Annotated in this window: 18 protein-coding genes; 6 read left to right on the forward strand and 12 right to left on the reverse strand. The window is 38.6% G+C overall.

All coding sequences use genetic code 11. The features are described from left to right. Positions 1–277: 277 nt before the first annotated feature. Positions 278–2,779, reverse strand: a complete 2,502-nt coding sequence (locus CWC11_RS10905) for a S8 family serine peptidase (protein ID WP_138682711.1) — start codon at positions 2,777–2,779, stop codon at positions 278–280. Between the two features lie 580 nt (positions 2,780–3,359). On the opposite strand from CWC11_RS10905, the gene CWC11_RS10910 reads away from it, so the two are divergent. Genes CWC11_RS10910 through CWC11_RS10925 form a run of 4 tightly spaced genes read left to right on the forward strand, consistent with a single transcriptional unit; the run spans position 3,360 to position 6,488 of the window. Next, positions 3,360–4,862: a curlin gene (locus CWC11_RS10910; protein WP_138682712.1), complete on the forward strand. Its 1,503-nt coding sequence runs from the start codon at positions 3,360–3,362 to the stop codon at positions 4,860–4,862. 39 nt (positions 4,863–4,901) lie between these two features. Next, a complete protein-coding gene (locus tag CWC11_RS10915) occupies positions 4,902–5,300 on the forward strand; it encodes a curli production assembly/transport protein CsgE (protein WP_138682713.1) in 399 nt (132 codons plus the stop codon). Continuing rightward, positions 5,290–5,715, forward strand: a complete 426-nt coding sequence (locus tag CWC11_RS10920) for a curli assembly protein CsgF (protein ID WP_058547816.1) — start codon at positions 5,290–5,292, stop codon at positions 5,713–5,715. The genes CWC11_RS10915 and CWC11_RS10920 overlap by 11 nt, the downstream gene beginning before the upstream one ends. Further along, positions 5,715–6,488, forward strand: a complete 774-nt coding sequence (locus tag CWC11_RS10925; protein WP_138682714.1) for a CsgG/HfaB family protein — start codon at positions 5,715–5,717, stop codon at positions 6,486–6,488. The genes CWC11_RS10920 and CWC11_RS10925 overlap by 1 nt, the downstream gene beginning before the upstream one ends. Before the next feature lie 143 nt (positions 6,489–6,631). Here CWC11_RS10925 and CWC11_RS10930 read toward each other — a convergent pair whose 3' ends face one another. The 4 genes from CWC11_RS10930 to CWC11_RS10945 all read right to left on the reverse strand — a co-directional run bounded on the left by CWC11_RS10930 (position 6,632) and on the right by CWC11_RS10945 (position 11,443). Continuing rightward, on the reverse strand, positions 6,632–7,321 hold the full coding sequence (locus CWC11_RS10930; protein ID WP_058547818.1) for a LuxR C-terminal-related transcriptional regulator: 690 nt from the start codon (positions 7,319–7,321) through the stop codon (positions 6,632–6,634). 177 nt (positions 7,322–7,498) lie between these two features. After that, entirely contained in the window at positions 7,499–8,998 is a 1,500-nt protein-coding gene (locus CWC11_RS10935; protein WP_138682715.1) for a trehalase family glycosidase, read from the reverse strand. A gap of 15 nt (positions 8,999–9,013) precedes the next feature. Beyond that, the gene (locus CWC11_RS10940; protein ID WP_138682716.1) at positions 9,014–10,252 is read right to left on the reverse strand and encodes an MFS transporter; all 1,239 of its coding nucleotides are present in this window, start codon (positions 10,250–10,252) and stop codon (positions 9,014–9,016) included. A 159-nt stretch (positions 10,253–10,411) separates the two neighbouring features. Next, entirely contained in the window at positions 10,412–11,443 is a 1,032-nt protein-coding gene (locus CWC11_RS10945) for a LacI family DNA-binding transcriptional regulator (protein WP_283241000.1), read from the reverse strand. A 254-nt stretch (positions 11,444–11,697) separates the two neighbouring features. Here CWC11_RS10945 and CWC11_RS10950 point away from each other — a divergent pair, with 254 nt between their 5' ends. After that, positions 11,698–13,950: a TonB-dependent receptor gene (locus CWC11_RS10950; RefSeq protein WP_138682718.1), complete on the forward strand. Its 2,253-nt coding sequence runs from the start codon at positions 11,698–11,700 to the stop codon at positions 13,948–13,950. A 278-nt stretch (positions 13,951–14,228) separates the two neighbouring features. Here the strand turns inward: CWC11_RS10950 and CWC11_RS10955 are convergent, their stop codons facing one another. The 5 genes from CWC11_RS10955 to CWC11_RS10975 form a co-directional block, all read right to left on the reverse strand. Further along, the gene (locus tag CWC11_RS10955) at positions 14,229–14,750 is read right to left on the reverse strand and encodes a hypothetical protein (protein WP_138682719.1); all 522 of its coding nucleotides are present in this window, start codon (positions 14,748–14,750) and stop codon (positions 14,229–14,231) included. Between the two features lie 56 nt (positions 14,751–14,806). After that, positions 14,807–16,345, reverse strand: a complete 1,539-nt coding sequence (locus tag CWC11_RS10960; RefSeq protein ID WP_138682720.1) for an EAL domain-containing protein — start codon at positions 16,343–16,345, stop codon at positions 14,807–14,809. A 79-nt stretch (positions 16,346–16,424) separates the two neighbouring features. Continuing rightward, positions 16,425–17,057 carry an SGNH/GDSL hydrolase family protein gene (locus CWC11_RS10965; RefSeq protein WP_138682724.1) on the reverse strand — a complete coding sequence of 211 codons (633 nt, stop codon included), beginning with the start codon at positions 17,055–17,057 and terminating at the stop codon, positions 16,425–16,427. Between the two features lie 8 nt (positions 17,058–17,065). Further along, entirely contained in the window at positions 17,066–17,578 is a 513-nt protein-coding gene (locus CWC11_RS10970; protein WP_138682721.1) for a DsrE family protein, read from the reverse strand. Between the two features lie 64 nt (positions 17,579–17,642). Beyond that, a complete protein-coding gene (locus CWC11_RS10975) occupies positions 17,643–18,116 on the reverse strand; it encodes a flavodoxin family protein (RefSeq protein ID WP_138682722.1) in 474 nt (157 codons plus the stop codon). A gap of 77 nt (positions 18,117–18,193) precedes the next feature. On the opposite strand from CWC11_RS10975, the gene soxR reads away from it, so the two are divergent. Next, a complete protein-coding gene (gene soxR / locus CWC11_RS10980) occupies positions 18,194–18,655 on the forward strand; it encodes a redox-sensitive transcriptional activator SoxR (RefSeq protein ID WP_024595605.1) in 462 nt (153 codons plus the stop codon). 14 nt (positions 18,656–18,669) lie between these two features. On the opposite strand, the gene CWC11_RS10985 is transcribed toward soxR, so the two are convergent. Continuing rightward, a complete protein-coding gene (locus CWC11_RS10985) occupies positions 18,670–19,836 on the reverse strand; it encodes a lipase family protein (protein WP_138682723.1) in 1,167 nt (388 codons plus the stop codon). Between the two features lie 23 nt (positions 19,837–19,859). Continuing rightward, positions 19,860–20,481 (reverse strand): DUF6795 domain-containing protein (locus CWC11_RS10990; RefSeq protein WP_502704795.1); only part of this gene is annotated, 622 nt, incomplete at its 5' end.

The raw sequence follows: 20,481 nt of genomic DNA on the forward strand, positions 1-20,481 counted from the left end.
CTATCTGCGTTAAAAAATTCTCATTTACGACTGCATGGATGCAGAAGGTAGAGCAATGCAGGAGCAATTGCCGAGAACAACTAAATAGCGAATTTTTTGCCTTGCTATCAACACGTTTATCCATCCTCAAAATAGATCACTTAATTATGCGGTTTGGTATAAAAAAGCCTAGATGTGAGTCGTTCAAACTAAACTCTAAGAGCTTATTAGATTTATCGTAAAACAAAAAAAGCCCAGCAATGCTGGGCTTAAGGTCACTTTAGGAGTAGTGGTTTATTTAGTTAAATGACACCGTAATGATGTTAGAACATACATTTTCAGTAACACATAATTGGTAATCGTACGAAGGTAATGTAGCACCACGTACATAATCACGGTATCTGCCGTTATCTGACGTTGTATCTACTAGCTCACCGTTACGGTAAACGCTTAATGACTCAGCGCCTACACGATCCCAGCTTAGATCTACTCGCATAGTATCTAATCGAGACTTATTAGCACGTTTTAAAGTAAGTTCTAGCTCTACATCACTTACAACAACCGTTTGAGTTGATGTACTTGTGTTGCCTTCACTGTCTGTTACCGTTAGTTCTACATCGTAATTACCTGATGCCGCATACACATGCATAGGGTTTTGATCTGATGATGTTGCTCCATCGCCAAAGTTCCAGCTCCACTGCGTAATATCGTTATTTGAATCGGTGCTTGAATCAATAAAGTTAACAGTTAAACCTTGTGTTTCAGCCTCAAAGCTAGCACGTGGTGGTTGTGGGCTAACTTCGCCAATAGCACTCAGCGTTAATGACCAACCATTAATTGTGCCCGTATCTGCTGCGGCAGTGTCTTCTACTTGTAGTTTCCAATCACCTGTAGCAACTTCGCCATTAAACGATTCAGACGTAAAGCTTTTAACTATGTCGTCGTTAGAACCACCTACATTGCTTTGCAACGTTACTTGCGTACCCTGAGCAGATACTAACTTAACCACTAAGTCGCCAGAATAAGTATGCGAAATATCTACATCTGCAGTAGTACCAAATACAGTTAAGTCATCAGGTACATTAATTACTGACATTGCGCCTACTGGCGAGTTATCAGGAATATCAACACTTGTGCTACTGCTGTACGTAAAGTCGTTTAAGCCAACAGGTTGAATCATTAATTTAACTGATTGCTGCTTAACAATATCACCCGCTGTAGCGGTTACAGTAAGATCGTATTCGCCCCACTGAGTGTCAGTGTCGGTTTCAACGTTAAGTCTTACTTCATCACCAGGGCGTGCTGTACTAGCCGACAAATAAGCACTGCCTAATGTTGTTGATAATTCAAGCGTTACTTCTTCATCCCACTCAGCAATTGAGCCAATTGTAAACGTGTAGTTTGTAGCTTGCCCAGCTTCAACTTGCTGAGTAAGTGGATCGGCTGATATTTTAAATCCTGGCGTAGGATCTGCATCAATAAGCGCTTGGTTTACATTAAGACGCGTGCCTGCAACAGTTACACCTTGAAGTGCGGCATTTGCATCACCAGAGCTCATTAGTAAATCTTTAAGCTCTTGAGTGCTAAGCTCAGGATTAATTGACAATACTAACGCTGCAGCACCTGCTACATGTGGTGTTGCCATTGATGTACCTGAGTAAGACGCATAGCTCTCACCTGGTGTAGTAGATAAAATAGCACTACCCGGCGCACCCATATCAACGCTTGTTAAACCATAATGTGAGAACCATGAAATACCATCAGTTTGGTCTGTACTTGCAACTGATAATACACTTGCGTTTTCGTAGTTAGATGGGTAATGCGGGTTAACATCGTTATCGATAGTATCGTTACCAGCTGCGGCTACAAACAGTAAATCGGCTGCTTCGCTTGATGCAATTGCATCTGCTAGTGCTTGGCTGTAACCGCCACCGCCCCAGCTATTATTTAAAACGCGTAAGTTAACACCTGAGTTTTTAAGACCAACCATATAGTCAATACACTTAATAGCGTCTGATGTTGAACCATTACCCGCAGCATCTAAAAACTTACAACCAACAAGTGACACTTCATGGTTAACACCTACGACACCAATACCATTGCCGCCACTTGCGCCAATAGTACCTGAAACGTGGGTACCATGACCTTCGTCATCCATAGGGTCGCCACTGTCGGTAATCGCATTAATACCATGCACGTCATCAACAAAGCCGTTGCCGTCATTATCAATACCATCTCCTGGTATTTCACTGCTATTTACCCACATGTTGCTAGCTAAATCACTGTGGCTGTAATCAATACCCGTATCGATTACACCTACCACAACATCGCGGCTACCAGTCGAAATATCCCATGCTTCTACTGCATCAATATCAGCGTCTGCTGTACCACCCGTTTGGCCATCATTATTTAAGCCCCAAAGCTCATCAAAACGAGGATCATCTGGCGTTCGTGCAATGCTTACTTGGTAATCAGGCTCTACGTATTCAATTGCTTGGTGTGATTTTAGGCGAGCTATTGCTTCTTTAGTGCTCATACCCGAAATTTTAAACTTAGCTAAACGTCCAGAAAGTAAAGACTTGTAGTTATCATCAATCTCATCTGCGTTTACATCTGAAATTTTTGCTTTAACTAATGAACGCGCTTGTTTACGCATTTCTGCTGACGCATTTTTTTTGTATTTAACAATTACTGCATCACTACTTGCTACAACAGGTTGTTTAACACCAGCATCAGGAAGTTTTGCTGCAGCTAAACACGGTAGTAAAGCAAGAGTAATAATAGATAATTTTGTTTTCATTGTTCTATCCATAGTTTAATTAAGTTGGCTTAGTTTCTCTAAGCAAGTTTTTCACTATTTCGAGTACAGCGGATCACGTGGCATGTACTTAGAAAACAACCTAATTACTAATTAAACAAGCTAAAAAAATAAAATGGTTTAAAAACCATCTTTTTTGACCAGTTCAGTTTCTAAAAAAACACCAAACACAGTCATTTTGATGAAATTTAACATCTGAGCAATACCTAATATAGGGTCAGATATTTTTACTGGTTTTTATTCCAAAAATAGAAACAAACAAGGAATAACTCGTAAACCCATGATATTTAACATGTAATAAATTGGTAAAAAAAGATGATTTAAGTAATCGTATTTGAGGAATACAGTAATTGGGTACTTATTAATTAACAGCTACTAAACGTAAGTTAAAAATAATGACAATACGCTCACTAGCTATTATTAATTGTACGGTACGTTTTACTATTAAGAATTAAACAGGCGGATCACAAACATTATATCGGCACGGCATGCTGAAACAGCAAATACCTTTTAAAACTTATAACACCTAGGTATTTGATTTTAATATTCAAGGAGAATAATAATGAAGTTAAATAAATCACTTTTAAGCTGCGCAGTTGCTATTGCAATGGGTACCAGCTTTGCCTCATACGCTGATACGGATAATAAATCAGCTTCTAGCTCACAACTTAGCACCAAAATTACAACTGAAAGTGTTGAAAATACATTAACGTTGAGCCAAACATTATCTGAAAACAATGCATATCTTTATCAAGATGGCGACAGTAACACCATACTTGTTACGACAGTTGGTAACAATAATGATACTGAAGTTGTACAAAACCAGTTTGGTAATTATGCCCAAGTAATTACAACAGGTGACAACAACACACAAGTATACTCTCAAGATGGCGTTGCAAACGGCTTTATCTCTGAAGTAACTGGTAATAATAACATGTTGTTTGTTTCACAATTTGGCCAAGGCTTTTTTGTAAATAACGAAGCAATTAATATTGTAACAGGTGATGATAACCTGATTGATGTAGAGCAAGGCACTGGCGGTCACTGGTTCTACAACATGGATATGCAAGGTAATGCAAATGAAATCACATCTTTGCAAACTGGTGAATGGCATGAAGCAGAAATTACTATGCTTTCAGGCGATGAAAACACTCTTGATTTAGTTCAAGACGGCTACTGGAATACCTTCAAAGTAAGTAGCTTACAAGGTAACGACAACGAACTTGAAGTTGAACAAGACGGTGATCGTAACGCTGTAGCATTTAGTGCAATTTCTGGTGATGCAAATGAAATTGAAATTGAGCAAGATGGCTTAACTAATGCGGTAACATTTGCAGCTGTAATTGGCGACGACAACCAAATAGATTTAGATCAAGAAGGTTCATTAAATACAATTGAATCAAACTTATTTGAAGGCTCGAATAATGAAGTTTCAGCAACTCAAGTTGGCGCTGAAAACTTAATAACAGCCGATTTAATTGGTGACAACAACGAACTAACATCAATGCAAAACGGTGATTTGAACGAAGTTTACATGGGTGTAATTGGTTCAGACAATGAATTTTCATCAAGCCAAATGGGTGATTTAAACTCTATTCACTTAGCTAACTTTAACGGCACAGGTAACGATGTTGATTTAGTTCAATCTGGCGATGAAAATACAATGCTTGTGCAATCGTCTTACCCAGATGTGTCTTTAACGTCTAACGACAACGATATTGATATTTCGCAAAGTGGTTCTCAAAACGAAACAGTTGTAACGCTTGCTGGGATTCTTGATAGCAACAATAACCAAATTGACATTTCGCAAGATGGTACATTAAACCTAGTTGATATGATGGTTGAAGGTAATAACCACAGCATTGATATTTCACAAGAAGGTGAAGGTAACTGGGTAAGCGGCATTGAACAGTCTGCCTTTTTAGTAGGCGGTGAAAATGTGTCGTTCAGTGTTACTCAAATAGGTAATGACAACCTTGTTGAAGGCTCTGTAATTGGCTACGACAGCACTGTGTCAGTTACTCAAATTGGTGACGGAAACACAGCAACAATTACGCAAATGTAATTGCTGAGGTGGGGAGGTTAACCCTCCCCATTTTTACTTATGAAAAAACATATTCAGTTTCGTAACTACCTACTCCCCATTTTTCTATGTTTTTCTTCGGCAAGCTTTGCCGCCGACGAACTAGAAATAGATGGCTTATTACTTGATAGAAGTATTAGCCGCTTTGGTCATCAGTTTTATTACGAGTTTTCAAACTACTGGCGAGATCTTCCCTCAACAGCTGGTTTTAATATTGAAATAAGAGAAACCGTAATCCCTAAAGCTGGCACAAAACTTTCTTTGATTATGAACAACCAACTAGTGTATGCAACTTACTTAGGCCGTAGATTAGCGCCCCTTGATGAGCGTGTTGAACAAGCTGTTTATACTGTAATAGACGCCATGGCGCGTTCAAACATGGCAACATCATCACCCGATATGGCTGTAAATGGATGGTAAAATGAAAAAAATAGCACTTATAATAATAACAACATTAAGTTTTTCAGCCTCTGCGACTGAAATAATTTACACCCCAATAAACCCAAGCTTTGGTGGCAACCCATTAAACGCCAATATGCTGCTGAGCAAAGCTCAAGCACAAAATAAACATAAAGCACCTAGCGTTGAAAAAGGTTACGCCGAGCAATTTCAAGACACATTAGAGCGCACATATTTAAACCGTATGGTCAGAGAAATTACTGATATGGCGTTTGGTGAAGACATTGAAGACAGTCTTTTTGACCAAGACTCAATTTTTATGAGTGGCGATTATCAAATAGAAGTAATAACCAGTACAACAGACAGTATTACCGTAAAAATAACAAATATGTTGGATGACTCTGTTGTGATCATCGAAGTACCGAGGTTTGGATAATGCACAAAATACTAATAACAATAACTTTATTAGGCCTTAGTGGCTGCACAAGTATGGGAAATTTAATTCCCCCTTCTCAGCAAAAAGCGATGTCTTTAGAACCAACAGAAATATTTAGCGATTTAAAAAATTTACCTAAACCTGTTGGTAGTATTCCTGTGTCGGTCTATTCATTTAGAGATCAAACAGGTCAATATAAGCCGCAAACTAACGTTAGCTCTTTTTCAACAGCGGTTACACAAGGCGCTAACTCAATACTAATACAAGCCCTGCATGAGTCTGATTGGTTTACACCTGTAGAACGAGAAGGCCTTCAAAATATATTAACTGAGCGTAAAATTATTAGAGCAGGTCAATCCGATAACCCTAACCAAGCAGAATTACCCCCTTTAACTACTGCAAAAATAATTTTAGAAGGTGGCATTATTAGTTACGACACCAACGTAAAAACGGGTGGCTTAGGTATGGAGTACTTTGGTATTGGTGCATCGGAGCTATACCGTGAAGATGCAATATCTATTTACTTACGTGCAGTTGATGTACGTACTGGGCAAGTATTATTAAGTGTAGCGACCAGCAAAAAAGTGCTTAGCCAAGAAATGCGAGCGGGATTTTTTAGATACGTAAGCTACAAGCGTTTAGCCGAAGCTGAGGCTGGTTTTAGTGATAACGAACCTATGAGCATTTGTGTAACGCAAGCCATTGAAAAAGCACTCACTGATTTAATAACAAAAGGTATTAACAAAGGTTTGTGGGCTCAAAAAACAGCGTAAACACATTTCAGGACAAGACATTTAAATACACTAAAAAGGCTACATAACTGTAGCCTTTTTAGTGTTTGATACCTGGTGTGTATGTAAGCTTTAGCTCATCTTTACCTAAATATAGTACCTTAATATAGTACCTAGCTCGCCTTTTACTTATTCATTGGAAGTAAAACCGATATGTAACGCTGGGCCCAATTAGCTAATTCAATTCGATTACGAGAGTTGGTTTTTTTAAACGCGCTGTACAAGTGAGTTTTTACAGTGTGATCGCTAATATTAAGCTTATCAGCAATGGCGTTATTACTCGCACCTTGCGCTATTAAATGAATAACTGACTTTTCTCGCTTCGTTAAATGTGCGTAATCATCTTGCTTAAGCTCTATATTATCGCTTAAGTTATTAAATGAAGCTGCAACAGCCAGTATATCGTTAAATGCTTGAGAAATGACCTTACGAGTAAACCAAAGCTCTCCGGCACTTACCCTTACCAATCCTTTAAAAATATCTTCAGGTTCGTCTGATTTATAAAACACACCATTTATATGATTTAGTAACAAGTTTTTTTCACAAACACTTTCTTTATCTACATTAAAAACAACAATGCTGTATTGCTTAGCTAAACATATTAGATCTGCTGGAATTAGGTCGTGCCAATTATTTTTAGCACCATCAATTAAAAACAAATCATAATGACCGCGTTGCTCTGCTTTAGGCAAAGTATCGTCCATTTTGATATCGCCAAAAAGCGCCTGGATCGTTTTTAAAATAGTTGTGTAACTTTCTGTGTGAAAAGATGACTGGAATGTGGTCTTTACAAAAATAGCCTGCTGCTGTGACATAAATCTCATCCTTGAAATGTTTAAACCACATTACCGAAATTATACCAAAGTTACAATGCGATTTTGGTATGAGAAGATGCAGTTTTTTCACTCATACTATTTAGCTAAATTTATTATATAACATGGTGTTACAAAATTAGAATCACAAAAAGCTGTATGAGTTACAGCTCTGATCAGTTAACCTAGCAAAGTATAAAAACGGGTAGTTACTCCATTAGTCCAGCCAAAACCTTGCTGTACCGCATATTCACCACCGCCTGCTTTTAGCTGTGGCTCACACACATTATACTTTTCAAGTAAGCACTTATTTTGAGCAAAATCCTGCTCGACCATAGTTAACCAATTTTGCATTATACGCTTACTAAGGCCGCTAAAACCGTAGTTATTAAGCCCTTTTACGCTAAACCATTGCAGCGGAGCCCAACCATTTGGGCTATCCCATTGCTGTGGCGTATCTGTAATAGTAGTCACTACACCGCCTTCTTTTAAAAAGTCTTGCTCTATAAGTTTAGCAACCTGCTTAGCTTGTTTATCACAAGCCACATTTACAAACAGGGCTGTACTTGCTGCAGCGCTCAATACATCAGACTGACTCGCTTTACTATAATTGTAATCAACAAAAAAGTGATGTTCATCACTCCATAAGTACTTATTTATAAGCTGCTTTCTACTAGCGGCATAGGTATTAAATACCTCAGCTTGCGAGTTATTACCTAATAAAGTGTAAAACTCACTAAGCTGATTTTCTAAGTTGTACATTAAGCAATTTAAGTCAATTGGTACTATATCTGTTGTTTGTATTGAGCTTAGCGAAAGCGGCTCGGCTAACCAGCGAGAGCTAAAATCCCACCCCGATTCGCACGCTGCACGAATATTGCGATAAAAATCAGGCTTTTCGTGATCTGCAAAATCATGGGCTAACTCTAAATCTTCTCTAAGCGACTCGGCCCGAGGGGCAGCCTCATCGTCCCAGTAACGATTTAAAACGCCATCACCATTGAGCTTTACTACACGCTTAATGGCTGTTTTCTCAGTATTTAAATTATCTGCACCTTGCATCCAAAACGCATACTCTTTTTCAAGCGCGGTAACACAATTTTTAAGCCAGGCTAAGTTATTCGATTTGCTGTGCACATGTTGCCATAATAATTGCACCATAAGCGCTAAAATAGGCGGCTGGGAGCGAGATAAATAGTAGCGACGGTTACCATTTGGAATGCACCCAAAATCCTTTATTAAATCAATAAAGTTTTGCAGCATATCCTCAACAATATCGGCTTTATTGGCATCAATTAAGCCAAGCGCTGTAAAGTAACTATCCCAATAGTATATTTCCTGAAAACGCCCACCTGGTACAATATAGCTGTGCTTAAGTGCTAATAATGAATCGGCTTTAGGCGTGTCTGCCTCGCGGCGTAAACCATCCCACAGCGAGTTGATGTAACTTTTTACACTTGAAGTATCTACCTCAGTACTCATTTTTAATAGCGGGGTTGTTAAAAAGTGAGCGTTTACAAACTCTTTAAGATCAATGTTGCTAAGTGGTGCTAATTGCTCGTAACTTTTACAAGCACTTTGCCAATTGGTACGTGCGGTAGCATCTGCAAATGTTTTACAGTCACTAAAAATATGCTGCGTTTGTACATCTTTAAATAATTGGCTATCAAAAAAATTCATAACAATCCTAAAAAATTAAGCATTAGCTGTATGTTGAGAAATGGCATGGGTGCGTTTTTTAAAAATAATCACGCTAATAAAAATCAAACTAATGGGTATTAGAGAAAGGTAAAATGCATGCTGTCCGCTAAAATGCTCAAACACATAACCTGTGATCATTGAACCCGTCGTACCACCCAATGCAGAAAATACAACGATTAAACCAGTCATGGCCGCATGCTGATATTTTGGCAGCGCATTTAACATCACAGAATTTAATACTGGGTAAATAGGTGCCATAAAAAAGCCAATAAGAGGCAAAATGAATGCCGCTAACGGGGCGTCAAATAAGCCTTTAACCGCAGTTGTTGGTAAGTTTTCAGTAAGCGGTAACGTAATAATAATCAGTGATGCCATTGCAACAAGGCAGCCACATAAAACAAAAAACCAATTAATGTGTTTGAGCACCTGCCCTGCAACTAATCGACCCAGCGCGAGAGCTGCTGCAAATATACTGGCTAACTGAATGCTTATAGCTACAGGTAACTGTAATACTTGGTTATTAAAGGTTGGCAACCAAGTTCCAACCCCTTGCTCTATAAGTACATATAAAAAAGCACTTATAATAAAAATAACAACAAGTGGTTGGTAAGTTAGCTTTAACATGGCGATAAAGTCACTTAAGCTAGAACTGCTTTTATCACTTTGAAGCGCAGACTTAATAGGTGCAGCTATAACACTTACAATCACAACTAAAGTAAGTGCTGCCAGTGCATAATATACATTTAGCCATGCACTTGGCTCGCTGGGATTTATAAATGCCGTAAATATCCAGTAGCCGCTTAATACACCCACCATAAAAATACCTTCTATGGTGTTTAATAACGACGAATGGCTATTTGCATCGTCTGTTACTTGGCCAATAATTGAATAAACAGAGACTTTTACTACAGCAAAACCACAGCCAATAGCTGCAAATAGCACTTTAAACATATAAAAGTCGCTAATCATTGCGGTGCTTACACAGGCGGCTGCAACCACAGTTAATGCGCCAAGCATAGCGAGTTTATAACCCAGCCTAGGGATAAACGATGCAACAGCAAAAGACATTATCGCAATCGATAAATCTTTAAATCCTTCAAGTACCGATGCTTCTGTTTTACTAACGCCTAGCGTATTTATTGCCTGCAAAATAACGGTACCTACGCTATTTAATAATATTGCAAAAATAAAATAGCTTGCAGCAATTGCCAGTGTGATTTTTGTTTTACTCATAGCTTGCCCTATTTACAACGCAATGCATTGTAACTTTATAAGCTAATACCCTAAGGTCATTAGCGTGTGTGTGTCAGTGAAGCTTGAGTGTAGTGTAGAATAAAAATCTTTGCAATCGTTTGCATTTTAACTTTAACAATTAATACACATAGCTATAAATTAGCGCTTGCTAGACTGGCGAGTTATTAATTCTATATCAATAACTTGAGACTCTACTTTTTCGCCTAAAAATTGTTGCATCAACTTTTTAACTATCAAAGAGGCAGCTAACTGGGTGTTTTGTTTAATTGTAGAAAGTGATGGGTGGCTTATATCTGCCATTGCAATATCGTCAAATCCAACAAGAGCAACATCGTTTGGAATACTCACATAACGCTCTTTTAAGGCTTTCATTGCCCCGAGTGCAACCATATCACTACAGGCAACAATAGCATCAAAATACAAGCCTTTTTGACGCAGTAAATGGTTTACTGCTTGATAAGCAGAACCACTTGTAATATCAATTGAAACAACGTGTTGCTCTAGTTTATGTGTTGAAAGCGCAGCAGCGTAGCCGCGGTGTCTTTCGCTAATTTCACCGTGTTCTGGGTCGCCTAAAAACACAATGTTTTTCGCACCATGCTCTATTAAATGCGCCGTTGCTTGCATGCCTCCAAGGTAATTATCACTGCCTACTATAGGATAGCTGCTAGGTGTTTTAGGATCGCCCCATACCACTAATGGAATACCAGCTTTAGCGGCAGCCTCTATATTGCGCTGGTCTTTACCTTGTCCAACAACAATAATTCCATCGGCTCTGCGCCCGTTAATAAAATAATTAGCCCAATCTTGTTGCGCCATTATGGAGTTAGATAATAAAAGCTCTAGCCCTTGTTGATTTAATGCAAGGTTAATTTCGCTAACGACTTTTAATAAAAACGGATCACTAATTGACTGCTCTGTTTGCTCATCAAGGTTAATAATAACAGCAACTACATTTGTTTTTTGAGTGCGTAAGCGACTTGCCGCCGTGTTTAAGCTAAAGTTATGTTTTTTTGCGAGCTGCTGAAGCTTGTCGCGTGTTTCTTGCTTTATCAATGGGTTGTCATTTAATGCGCGTGAAACGGTAGAGGTAGATACGCCTGCTAATTTCGCTAAATCAGCTAATTTAATTTTTTTATTATTCATGAAAACTCTAAGCCGCCCTGCTATCGCAAATATAATATGTAACTAACTGACAATATAGCATTATTACTTTTTGATGGCGCTAACAACTCTACAAAAAGTTCTTATCATATAAATAAGCTCAATAAATAAACTATATAAATTCATAAATAATTTACAAATAAATATTGCAAACGTTTGCATTTATCTCTAAGGTTTCAATCTACACAGCCTCTTTACATTAATTTTTACAAACTGCGCTGCAAAAACACACTGTTTAACACACTAAAACGGGATCACACATGAAAATTAATAACTCAAAAAGCGTACTTGCCTGCGCCATCACTTTAGCACTTAGCACCCAATGCACTTATGCCGCTGAAAAAGCCCAAGAACAGCCAAAATTAGAGCGTATTGTTGTGTCGGGCACCCCCACTGGAGTAGGTATAAGAAAAATAGACGCAAGTTATGCGGTTACTAATATAGATAGTGAGCAAATCATAAAGTTGTCACCAAAAAGCACGGCTGACTTATTTAAAGCAATCCCTGGTGTTTGGGTAGAAAGTTCTGGAGGGGAGTCGGGAGCAAATGTATTTGTACGTGGATTTCCTGGCGGTGGCGATGCTCCGTTTTTAACACTTAGTCTTGAAGGCTCACCGATTTATCCTGCTTCTACATTATCTTTTTTAGAAAACTCATCGCTATTTAGAATTGACGAAACAATTGAAACAGTAGAGGCACTTCGCGGTGGTCCTAACCCCGTTCTATCTAACGGGCAACCTGGCCTAACCACTAACTTTAGATTAAAGCGAGGCAGCGAAGAAACTGAAGGCTTATTTAAATACACCACGTCCGATTACAATTTACAGCGTGTAGACGCGGTTATAAGCGGCGAAATCACCGACGATTTATACTTTATGGTGGGTGGATATGTAAAAAGCTCACCTGGTATTCGTGATGCAGGTTTTACCTCTGAAAAAGGTAGCCAATTTACAATTAATATTACTAAAGATTTAGATAACGGCGAGCTAAACTTTTATACCCGCCAAACAGACGATCATGGTGCATGGTACTTACCAACCCCCCTTAATATTGATAGGATTGATGCAGAATATACGCAGCTCGGTACATTAAACCGCCAGGCAACAATATTCACAGGCCCTGATGCACAGGAACATGATATAGACTTAGGTGATGGCCGAGGCTGGGATGGGCATGTTTCCGGCGGTAGTATTAAATTAGAGTTTGATAATGGTTGGCAATTATCAGATCGTTTTAACATTACTAAAGGCGATGCGAATACATTTGGCTTAGTGCCTAGCGGCTCAGCAACAACAGTTGGAGACGTTGCAGATAACGGCCAAACCGCGTTTGGCGCAGTAACCAATACAGAGTACGCAAGCGACACCCCGGTGCAACAACTTGGACGCTGGGTTGTACTTAAAGAAATCAGCTCATTCACTAACGATTTAGCGTTTTCGAAAAAATTTGACGACCTATCAACAACTTTTGGGTATTACACTGCAAGTACTTCGGCAAACGATTGGTGGAGTTTAGGTAACACTGCGTATCACGTACTAGAATCAGGCGGTGAGGCATTAACTGGTATTGAGTGTAATCAAAGCACTGACGGCTGCGATTTTAACTACGATATAAGCTCAACAGGTGATGCACGTACTCATGCCCTTTACGTTACGGGCCAATATAAATTTGCAGATGCATTTACGCTTGATGTTGGCGTACGCCAAGAAAACCACGAAGTAGAATACAGTGTAGATGAAGGCCTTGACGGTATTATTACAAAGGCTGTTAGTTACGATGAAAGTAAAACATCGTGGACTACAGGATTAAACTACTCAATTAATGATGATATGGGTGTGTTTGCCCGTGTTAACCGTGGTTATAAAATGCCTTACTTTGACGACTTTAGAGATAACTTTGATGCTTATGAGGGCGGCGAAAAGCTTATCAAAGAAGTAACACAAGGTGAGTTAGGGTATAAGCTAATTACTGAATCAACAGACTTTTACGCAACACTTTTTGTGAATGAAGTAAAGGGCGATACATTTGTACGCCGCCCTGGTGTACCCGCTGAAATTTTAACTAATGAAGCATACGGTATAGAGCTTGATTACAACTTTAACCACGAGTCTGGTTTTTCTGTTAATTTAAATACCACATTACAAGAAACCGAAATAACTCAAAGCCCAACAAATGAAGGCAATCAATCGCAACGTCAACCACAATGGCAAGTGCGTGTAACACCAAGCTACGACTTTGAGTTGCAAGGCATGTACGCCACTTTGTACGGTACACTTTCGGCAGTTGATGACCGTTTTGGTAACAACGAAAACACGGTGACTCTAGATGGCTACGAAAAAGTAGACTTAGGCCTAATTTTAGAGCCAATGGAAGGTATTAAACTTCAGGTAGCCATTGATAACTTAACTGATGAGCAAGGCATTACAGAAGGTGATCCACGTAATGCCGATGCGCCAAATGGACGTTACATTATGCCGCGCACCACTCGCTTTAGTGTAAGCTACGCGTTTTAACTTTGATAAGATTAAGGGAGCATTCGCTCCCTTTCACTTTAATTAACCTAAGTAACCTGAACTCTGGATAATAAATCTATCTCAAGCAGTTATTTTCAGCGCTAACTGCGTTGAATTTACTTGCAATAGACTAGCTATTGACGCGTAATTTCGCCTTGTTTTCACTGGAAATCTCTGGCTAGAGAGAATAAGCATAAATATCACTTTTGACTCAATACGTTAGTAAATCTCTTAACCAGAGTTCAGGTTAAGTAAATAAATTTAAATGCTAAAGTGAATTACTCAATACTCGCTTTTAATTTATTCAGCGCATCAACCGAAAAACCACGGTCGTAAAAATATAAAACTTCCCCTGTATTATCTATAAGTATCACACGGGTATTATTAGGGTTTTGATTACCTGTAAATTTTTGAACAGCTTCACCATCTTTATAAATAGTGATAACCCCACCCCATAATTCTTTAGGAATACCTTTGCGCATACCGTTGTCTATAAATGTACTAAACATACGCGGTGCCATACCAGCAATAGTAGGTAATTCGTAGGTAGGAAGCGTAACACCTGCCATATCTAAACCGATTAACCAACGGTCAATATCAAACTGGCTGTCTTGCTTATAGCCAATTAATAAGAGTGTTTTATCGGCTTTGAAATCACTAGGAATAGACACATTTTGTTTGTCTAGGTTTTCACCACTAATGCTTGGAAATTGCTCCCCCTCTAGCTGCTGATTTGGGTATTGAGCAGAGCATGCACTAAGTAGCACAAACGCAAACACACTTGTTATTAATTTGAACATGGTTAAGCCTTACTTTTTAAGTATCATACTATTACGCTTTAACTAGTACTTAAGATCTAAAAGTTTTGCTTAGTTAAAAACGTTTTAAATGTAGCTGCAGTCATAGGTTTTCCATACTTCCAACCTTGTCCGTAATGTACTCCTGCTGTTTTTAATATAGCCTCTTGTTCAGAGGTTTCTATTCCTTCAGCTACACAGGTGTAATTAAATTTATGTACAAGCTCCATAATGTTAGGGATCATAGAGGCTTTTAAGCCTTCAGTGGCTATATCTTGAACAAAGGTACGGTCGATTTTAAGTTGATGAAAACTCAGATTTTGTAAATTTCTTAAATTTGAATAACCAGTACCAAAGTCATCTAACGACAAATTAAAACCCGATTCAACCAAGGTTCTAAAATGAGCATGCGCGATGCTTGTATCAAGGTATTCGTCTTCAGTTATCTCTAAACAAATAATAAAGCGCGAATTGATAAGCTCTGTAATTTGCGGCAACAAAGATACATTACCCAGTTCTACATCACACGGAAATATATTAAGCGACACCTTAAAGCCTTCAGGCAATTCCTCTAGAGAGGTTAACTCTTTGATTGTGGTAGCAATCATGGCCTCAGTAAAACTCCAGGTTAAGTTATTTTTTCTTATAACCGGAATAAACTCATCTGGAAATAAAGCACCGTACTTATCTTCAAAACGTGCAAGTACCTCGCAACCAATCAGCTTGCCACTTTGCAAACAAATAATAGGTTGGTAAGTCCAATAAAATGAGCCCTTTTTAAGTCCTTTACGGATACGCTGATTAATAGAGCGACGTGCAGCAATTCTTGCATCAACTATTAACGCACTCGATACACCCGCTAAACAAGTCAAAATTAAAGAAATAATTAACAATAAGTGGTTATTAGAGAAAAATTTACTCCAAGGTAAATGTACCGCAGCGCAATAATTAACATTATTATTACTACAGGTAAAACCTGTTTCGTAAGGTAAAAAAGAGTGAGTACCTACCTGACTAAAAAGCCCTTCTATGCCTGCTAAGTGGTGCAACTTTTCATCTTCTTTATAAATTACTTCCCAGCTAGGCGACTCAATGCCAGCAGAATCGAATGCTCTTAAGTCCATAATTAAATTAAAGTTACCTTGGCGAACTATGATTACTTTCATTGGGCGGCCGGTAAACAATAATAAGTATAATTGTGGCTCATATCGCACTCGTACATTTTCGTCTTTGCGAATGTAGTCGGGCTCTCTGTCGTTTATAACGTTGCTTAATAAGCCCGCACCTGTAGTGCACACTAGCTGATTATTTATAAAAAAGCCTATATCAATGGCATATTTTGAATCAAACAAAGCACGGCGCATCTCAAGCAAAGTAGCTTCATCGCATTGTTTAAAAGCAAATTTATTAAGTGGGGTTAATATATCGCGACGTTCTTGGGCGGCAGAGTCAAGGTGGTCAATAATGTATTTAGCGTCTGTATTTATTTGTGTCGTTAATTGCTGCGCTGCAAAATACAATAAAACAAAACAACCAGCCACAAATACCACACCTCCGGTTATAACGGCTATTATTGATTTTTGTTGGTACTTTTTCATAGTATCCCGAGGATGGTTATTTATAAAGCGACTTAAACAGGATAATTACATAACTTACATTAAATTCAAACAGATAGATTCAAAAATTGTTCATTAATTGTTTTATCGCATTAGCAATTAAGCAGCTGATTTTCTCGTGCTCTTGGGCATTAAAGTGAATACCATCTTGTGCTGATACGTTAACCGAGTTCAAATTTATAAACTCACATTTTTGATTATCGGCAATTTGCTTAAATTCGTCAGACAGTGTTTTTAGCTTTATATCAGCACCGCTGTAGATGCGCGCATATTGCTCAGTTAGCCTTATTTTAGCAGGGCTAATAACAATAATTTGAGGAGGTTTAAACGTATTATTAGATTGATAAAACGCTTTAATAGCATTAATTAAGTCATTTAACCCATTTGCAATTGCGCCTGGAGTTAAATCAAAACGTCTTTTAAGATCGTTAGTACCCAGTGCAACTACTATAAAATTTAGTTTATGCTTATCTAAATAAGGTTTTAAATAACTAACACCGCTAAGCACTCCGTCAAACGGTGGGTTATTCACCAAAGTACGATTTGGTTGCCCCGCCTCTATTACGTTAAAGCCAGCCCCTAAATTTTTATTTAGTAGCGCTGGCCAACGACTATTTTCATCAAAACGTTTACCCGTTACAGGGTTTAAGCCCCATGTATTAGAGTCACCAAAGCAAAGTATGTTTTTTATAATTTGAGTCATTAAAATGGATTGAGCGTATAGCCTTGCTGTTGAAGTTGTGCGTGAGCGGTCATCGCTGAAAGCGACATTTTTACGCCATCAATTAATAGCTCTGGCGTTACTTTAAAGTGAGTAGCCGATTGCCCGCACACATACACTTTAGTGTTCTTAGCAAGTAACTGCTTAATTAAGGCTTGGTTTTTATTGTTAGCACTAAAGCGCTTTTTATATTCGTTGTTAGCTAACACATCAACGCTTGCGCTGCCATGCACAACTAATGCAAGTTGAATGTTTTCAGGCTTTACACCATGCGCTACATGCATATTAATAAAGCGCGCTAACGAATTTATTGAGTTATTTTGCTCGCCTTTTTTAGCGCCATCGGCAACATCAAATGCTATTTTAAATACCGTAGAGCTATTAATTTTATCGTGCTTAGGTACATCATAATAATTCCCAAACCCTTTAATTGGTTGCTCAACTGCATTAACAAACGGGCTAAAAATTAGTACTAACCATAGTAAATATTTCATAAAACAATCCTGTGTTTTTAATATTATTACTAAACTACCAGAAGCAACCAAAAAAGGCTGCAATTTAAGCAACCTTTTGGGTACTTTTATGGCTGTGGTTAATAAACTGCATGCCTAAATAACTAAACGTATTTTTAAACTGCTCTATAAAACAAGCGGGAGCTTCGGTTGATGACGCATTTGAAAGCACTGAAAAATGCTTACTACGCAGCGTTCGTAACTTTGGCTTTAATACTTCATCGTCCATGTAATCGGTTATTCTATCAATAAATAATTTCATTTGTACTGTGGTGCTGTACCAATAAACGGGTGAGGCAAACACCCAGTGGTCATACTTTAAAAGTGCTTCAAATACTGCGTAAAAATCATCGTTTTTATAGTTTTTACTGTAGCAGTATGGCGCTATTTTATAATCATCTAAGCATATTACACGCACATTATTTTGCTCTGCAAATCCATTAACGTGCGCCTGTGTATTACCATTTTTGCGTGCACTTGAATAAATAATAACAGTGCTACGCTCAAGTTTTTGTTGCATTTAGTTAGCTCCTTTTTTAATGTTGAAAGAAGCTTAAAACCTCAAGTTATATTGAGGTCAAACGGAAATTTAAAATAATGCCAATAGATCAAAAAAAACTAACTGAGGCCAACTTAACCGTGGGTTATGTAGCAAAGCGTAGCGGCGTAAAAGTATCAACCCTGCATTTTTATGAAACCAAAGGACTAATACGTAGCTGGCGAAATGGCGGCAATCAACGCCGCTATAAAAAAGATGTACTGCGCCGTATAGCGGTAATAAAAGCCGCACAAGCAATGGGAATAACCCTTGATGAAATTAAACAAACACTGGCTACATTACCTGATCAGCGCACACCCACGCAAAAAGATTGGGCAGCCCTTTCAAAGCAGTGGCAAGCACAGCTTGATGAACGCATAGCGTATATGCAGCGCCTACGCGATCGCGTTGATGGATGTATTGGTTGTGGGTGCTTATCTATGAGTAAGTGCCCTATTTATAACAAAAACGACCACTTAGGTGAAAACCAAAGTGGTGCTATTTTGTTAGAGAGAGATTGAGGGCTAGGTTAAAGTTAATCTAGGCCACTTAGCCCCTCTCTCGCCGCTCGGTATAAAGCACCAAGGGTTGAGTCGAATACTGATTTTATAAAGCTATATGTAAGCTCCACCGCTTTACTAATTACTTTGCCTGCAAACACTAACATATGCCCTAATAAACCTAAGGTTTGTGTTGCAAACGAGGCTGACGCTTTAGCTATTTTATCTAAAGTACGCGCCAACATATCGTAAAAAGTGAGCCCAGTACCAATAGCAGCTTGGGCAGCAACTGCACTGTAATAGCCGGCATCTTTTAAAAGTGTGACTAACGCAGCCCCTAGTTTATCAGCCCAGTGGGAAGTAAAAGAGGCCTGATTTCTATCTTCAAACTTCAAACGTACAGGGGTACTCAAAAAATGATTAGCTTGAATGGTTAAGTTGTTCCAATTATTACTATTGGCTGTGTTTATATAGCCAGGTGTTCCAGCAAGAGTATGAGCAGCACCTTTTAAACCTTGGCCATTATCTAAACGTATTTCTTGACCGCTATAAGGTGCATGCGAGAACGGCCACAAAGGTACTTTAGCAACTGGGTCTGCACCATGAGTACAGCGATAAATTTTATCAATTCTTGATGTAGCAGCCCGAGAGAAGTTTTCAAGCCCAACGCGCGGTGAGCCAAACGTATATAGCTTTACAGGTATTGAATATTCAGCTCTAATCCAATCGGCAGAAAGCGTCGCTAATGCACCACCTAAGCTGTGGCCAACTAAATGAATACAATCAGTTACTTTATCTTTGATATTCGCTTCAACAAACTCCTGTAACGCGGGCTTCATACTGTAAAAGGTCCTATTAAATCCAGCATGCACCATACTGCCATTTGAGCCTCCACTTAAACCAAAATGGCCATCAGTTAAGCCATCTCTTAGCGAGTTAGTACCACGAATTGTTATAACCGAATCACCCTGATAATCGCCAAGCCCATGCCCTACTAAAGCAAAACCCGTACTTAAATTAAACAAATGGGAGAAAAAACCTCCCGTTACACCTTGTACTGCGCCAGGGTTAACTGAAAAGTTAAAATTGTCGCGCAAAGATGCATGAAGTGAACGATGAAGTAAGTTAGTGGTTTTAATGCTTTTTGCTTTATAAGCAAGGTTAGCTAACTGTACCGCTTGAGTTGGCGTCAAAGTATTCATATAAGTTCCCTTTATATTAAGAGTTAAAGTTTACATGATGTGTAAATCGCAAAAGCGTGGCTGGTATCTTCTTTAATTGGAATATCGTATGTTTGCGGCTCTTTAGAAATATCACACTTCAAGTGTGCAAGAAGCTCTTTGAGTGTGTCGCTTTCTTCATGAATTGAAACAAGCGTGTACCATAGAACAACCCCTTCTGGTGTGCCGTTTTCTAAATAAATATGTTGAACCAACGAGTCGTTATCAAACATATTGGAAGGTTTACCTGTTTTTATTGTTTTTTCTGAAAAGGTAAAATACCCCTGTTCATCTGTTGTGGCTTCATCAACGTATTCATCGCCATAAGTGAGTGAGCGCATTACTTTAGTGTTTGCAACTGGCTGTCCATTGTCTAATAACTGCCCCTTTACTGGAGCCGATAAATAAAATTCTTGTTTATTAAAAAAACCAAACATATCTGCACAAGCCTGTGATGTAGTAAAAAAAACAACGGTAATAGAGACTATTACCAACACAAAAATTTTTAAACGCGATAAAAACAAAGCAAACACTCTCCAAGGGCCTGTTGACCTTTCAGGATTAAAATTTGTTCTAACTAGGGACGATTTAATCGTGGCGCGAGGTTTGTAACCTAGTGTGCTAAGT

Origin of the sequence: Pseudoalteromonas sp. S3178 (genome assembly GCF_005886985.1) — a bacterium.
Taxonomy (GTDB): Bacteria; Pseudomonadota; Gammaproteobacteria; order Enterobacterales; family Alteromonadaceae; genus Pseudoalteromonas; species Pseudoalteromonas carrageenovora.

Coding starts and splice junctions, on each gene's coding strand:
- CWC11_RS10985 (WP_138682723.1), bottom strand. CDS start 19,836: ATGAATACTTTGACGCCAACTCAAGCGGTACAGTTAGCTAACCTTGCT.
- CWC11_RS10955 (WP_138682719.1), bottom strand. CDS start 14,750: ATGTTCAAATTAATAACAAGTGTGTTTGCGTTTGTGCTACTTAGTGCA.
- CWC11_RS10975 (WP_138682722.1), bottom strand. CDS start 18,116: ATGCAACAAAAACTTGAGCGTAGCACTGTTATTATTTATTCAAGTGCA.
- CWC11_RS10915 (WP_138682713.1), top strand. CDS start 4,902: ATGAAAAAACATATTCAGTTTCGTAACTACCTACTCCCCATTTTTCTA.
- CWC11_RS10920 (WP_058547816.1), top strand. CDS start 5,290: ATGGATGGTAAAATGAAAAAAATAGCACTTATAATAATAACAACATTA.
- CWC11_RS10910 (WP_138682712.1), top strand. CDS start 3,360: ATGAAGTTAAATAAATCACTTTTAAGCTGCGCAGTTGCTATTGCAATG.
- soxR (WP_024595605.1), top strand. CDS start 18,194: ATGCCAATAGATCAAAAAAAACTAACTGAGGCCAACTTAACCGTGGGT.
- CWC11_RS10925 (WP_138682714.1), top strand. CDS start 5,715: ATGCACAAAATACTAATAACAATAACTTTATTAGGCCTTAGTGGCTGC.
- CWC11_RS10970 (WP_138682721.1), bottom strand. CDS start 17,578: ATGAAATATTTACTATGGTTAGTACTAATTTTTAGCCCGTTTGTTAAT.
- CWC11_RS10940 (WP_138682716.1), bottom strand. CDS start 10,252: ATGAGTAAAACAAAAATCACACTGGCAATTGCTGCAAGCTATTTTATT.
- CWC11_RS10960 (WP_138682720.1), bottom strand. CDS start 16,345: ATGAAAAAGTACCAACAAAAATCAATAATAGCCGTTATAACCGGAGGT.
- CWC11_RS10905 (WP_138682711.1), bottom strand. CDS start 2,779: ATGAAAACAAAATTATCTATTATTACTCTTGCTTTACTACCGTGTTTA.
- CWC11_RS10935 (WP_138682715.1), bottom strand. CDS start 8,998: ATGAATTTTTTTGATAGCCAATTATTTAAAGATGTACAAACGCAGCAT.
- CWC11_RS10950 (WP_138682718.1), top strand. CDS start 11,698: ATGAAAATTAATAACTCAAAAAGCGTACTTGCCTGCGCCATCACTTTA.
- CWC11_RS10930 (WP_058547818.1), bottom strand. CDS start 7,321: ATGTCACAGCAGCAGGCTATTTTTGTAAAGACCACATTCCAGTCATCT.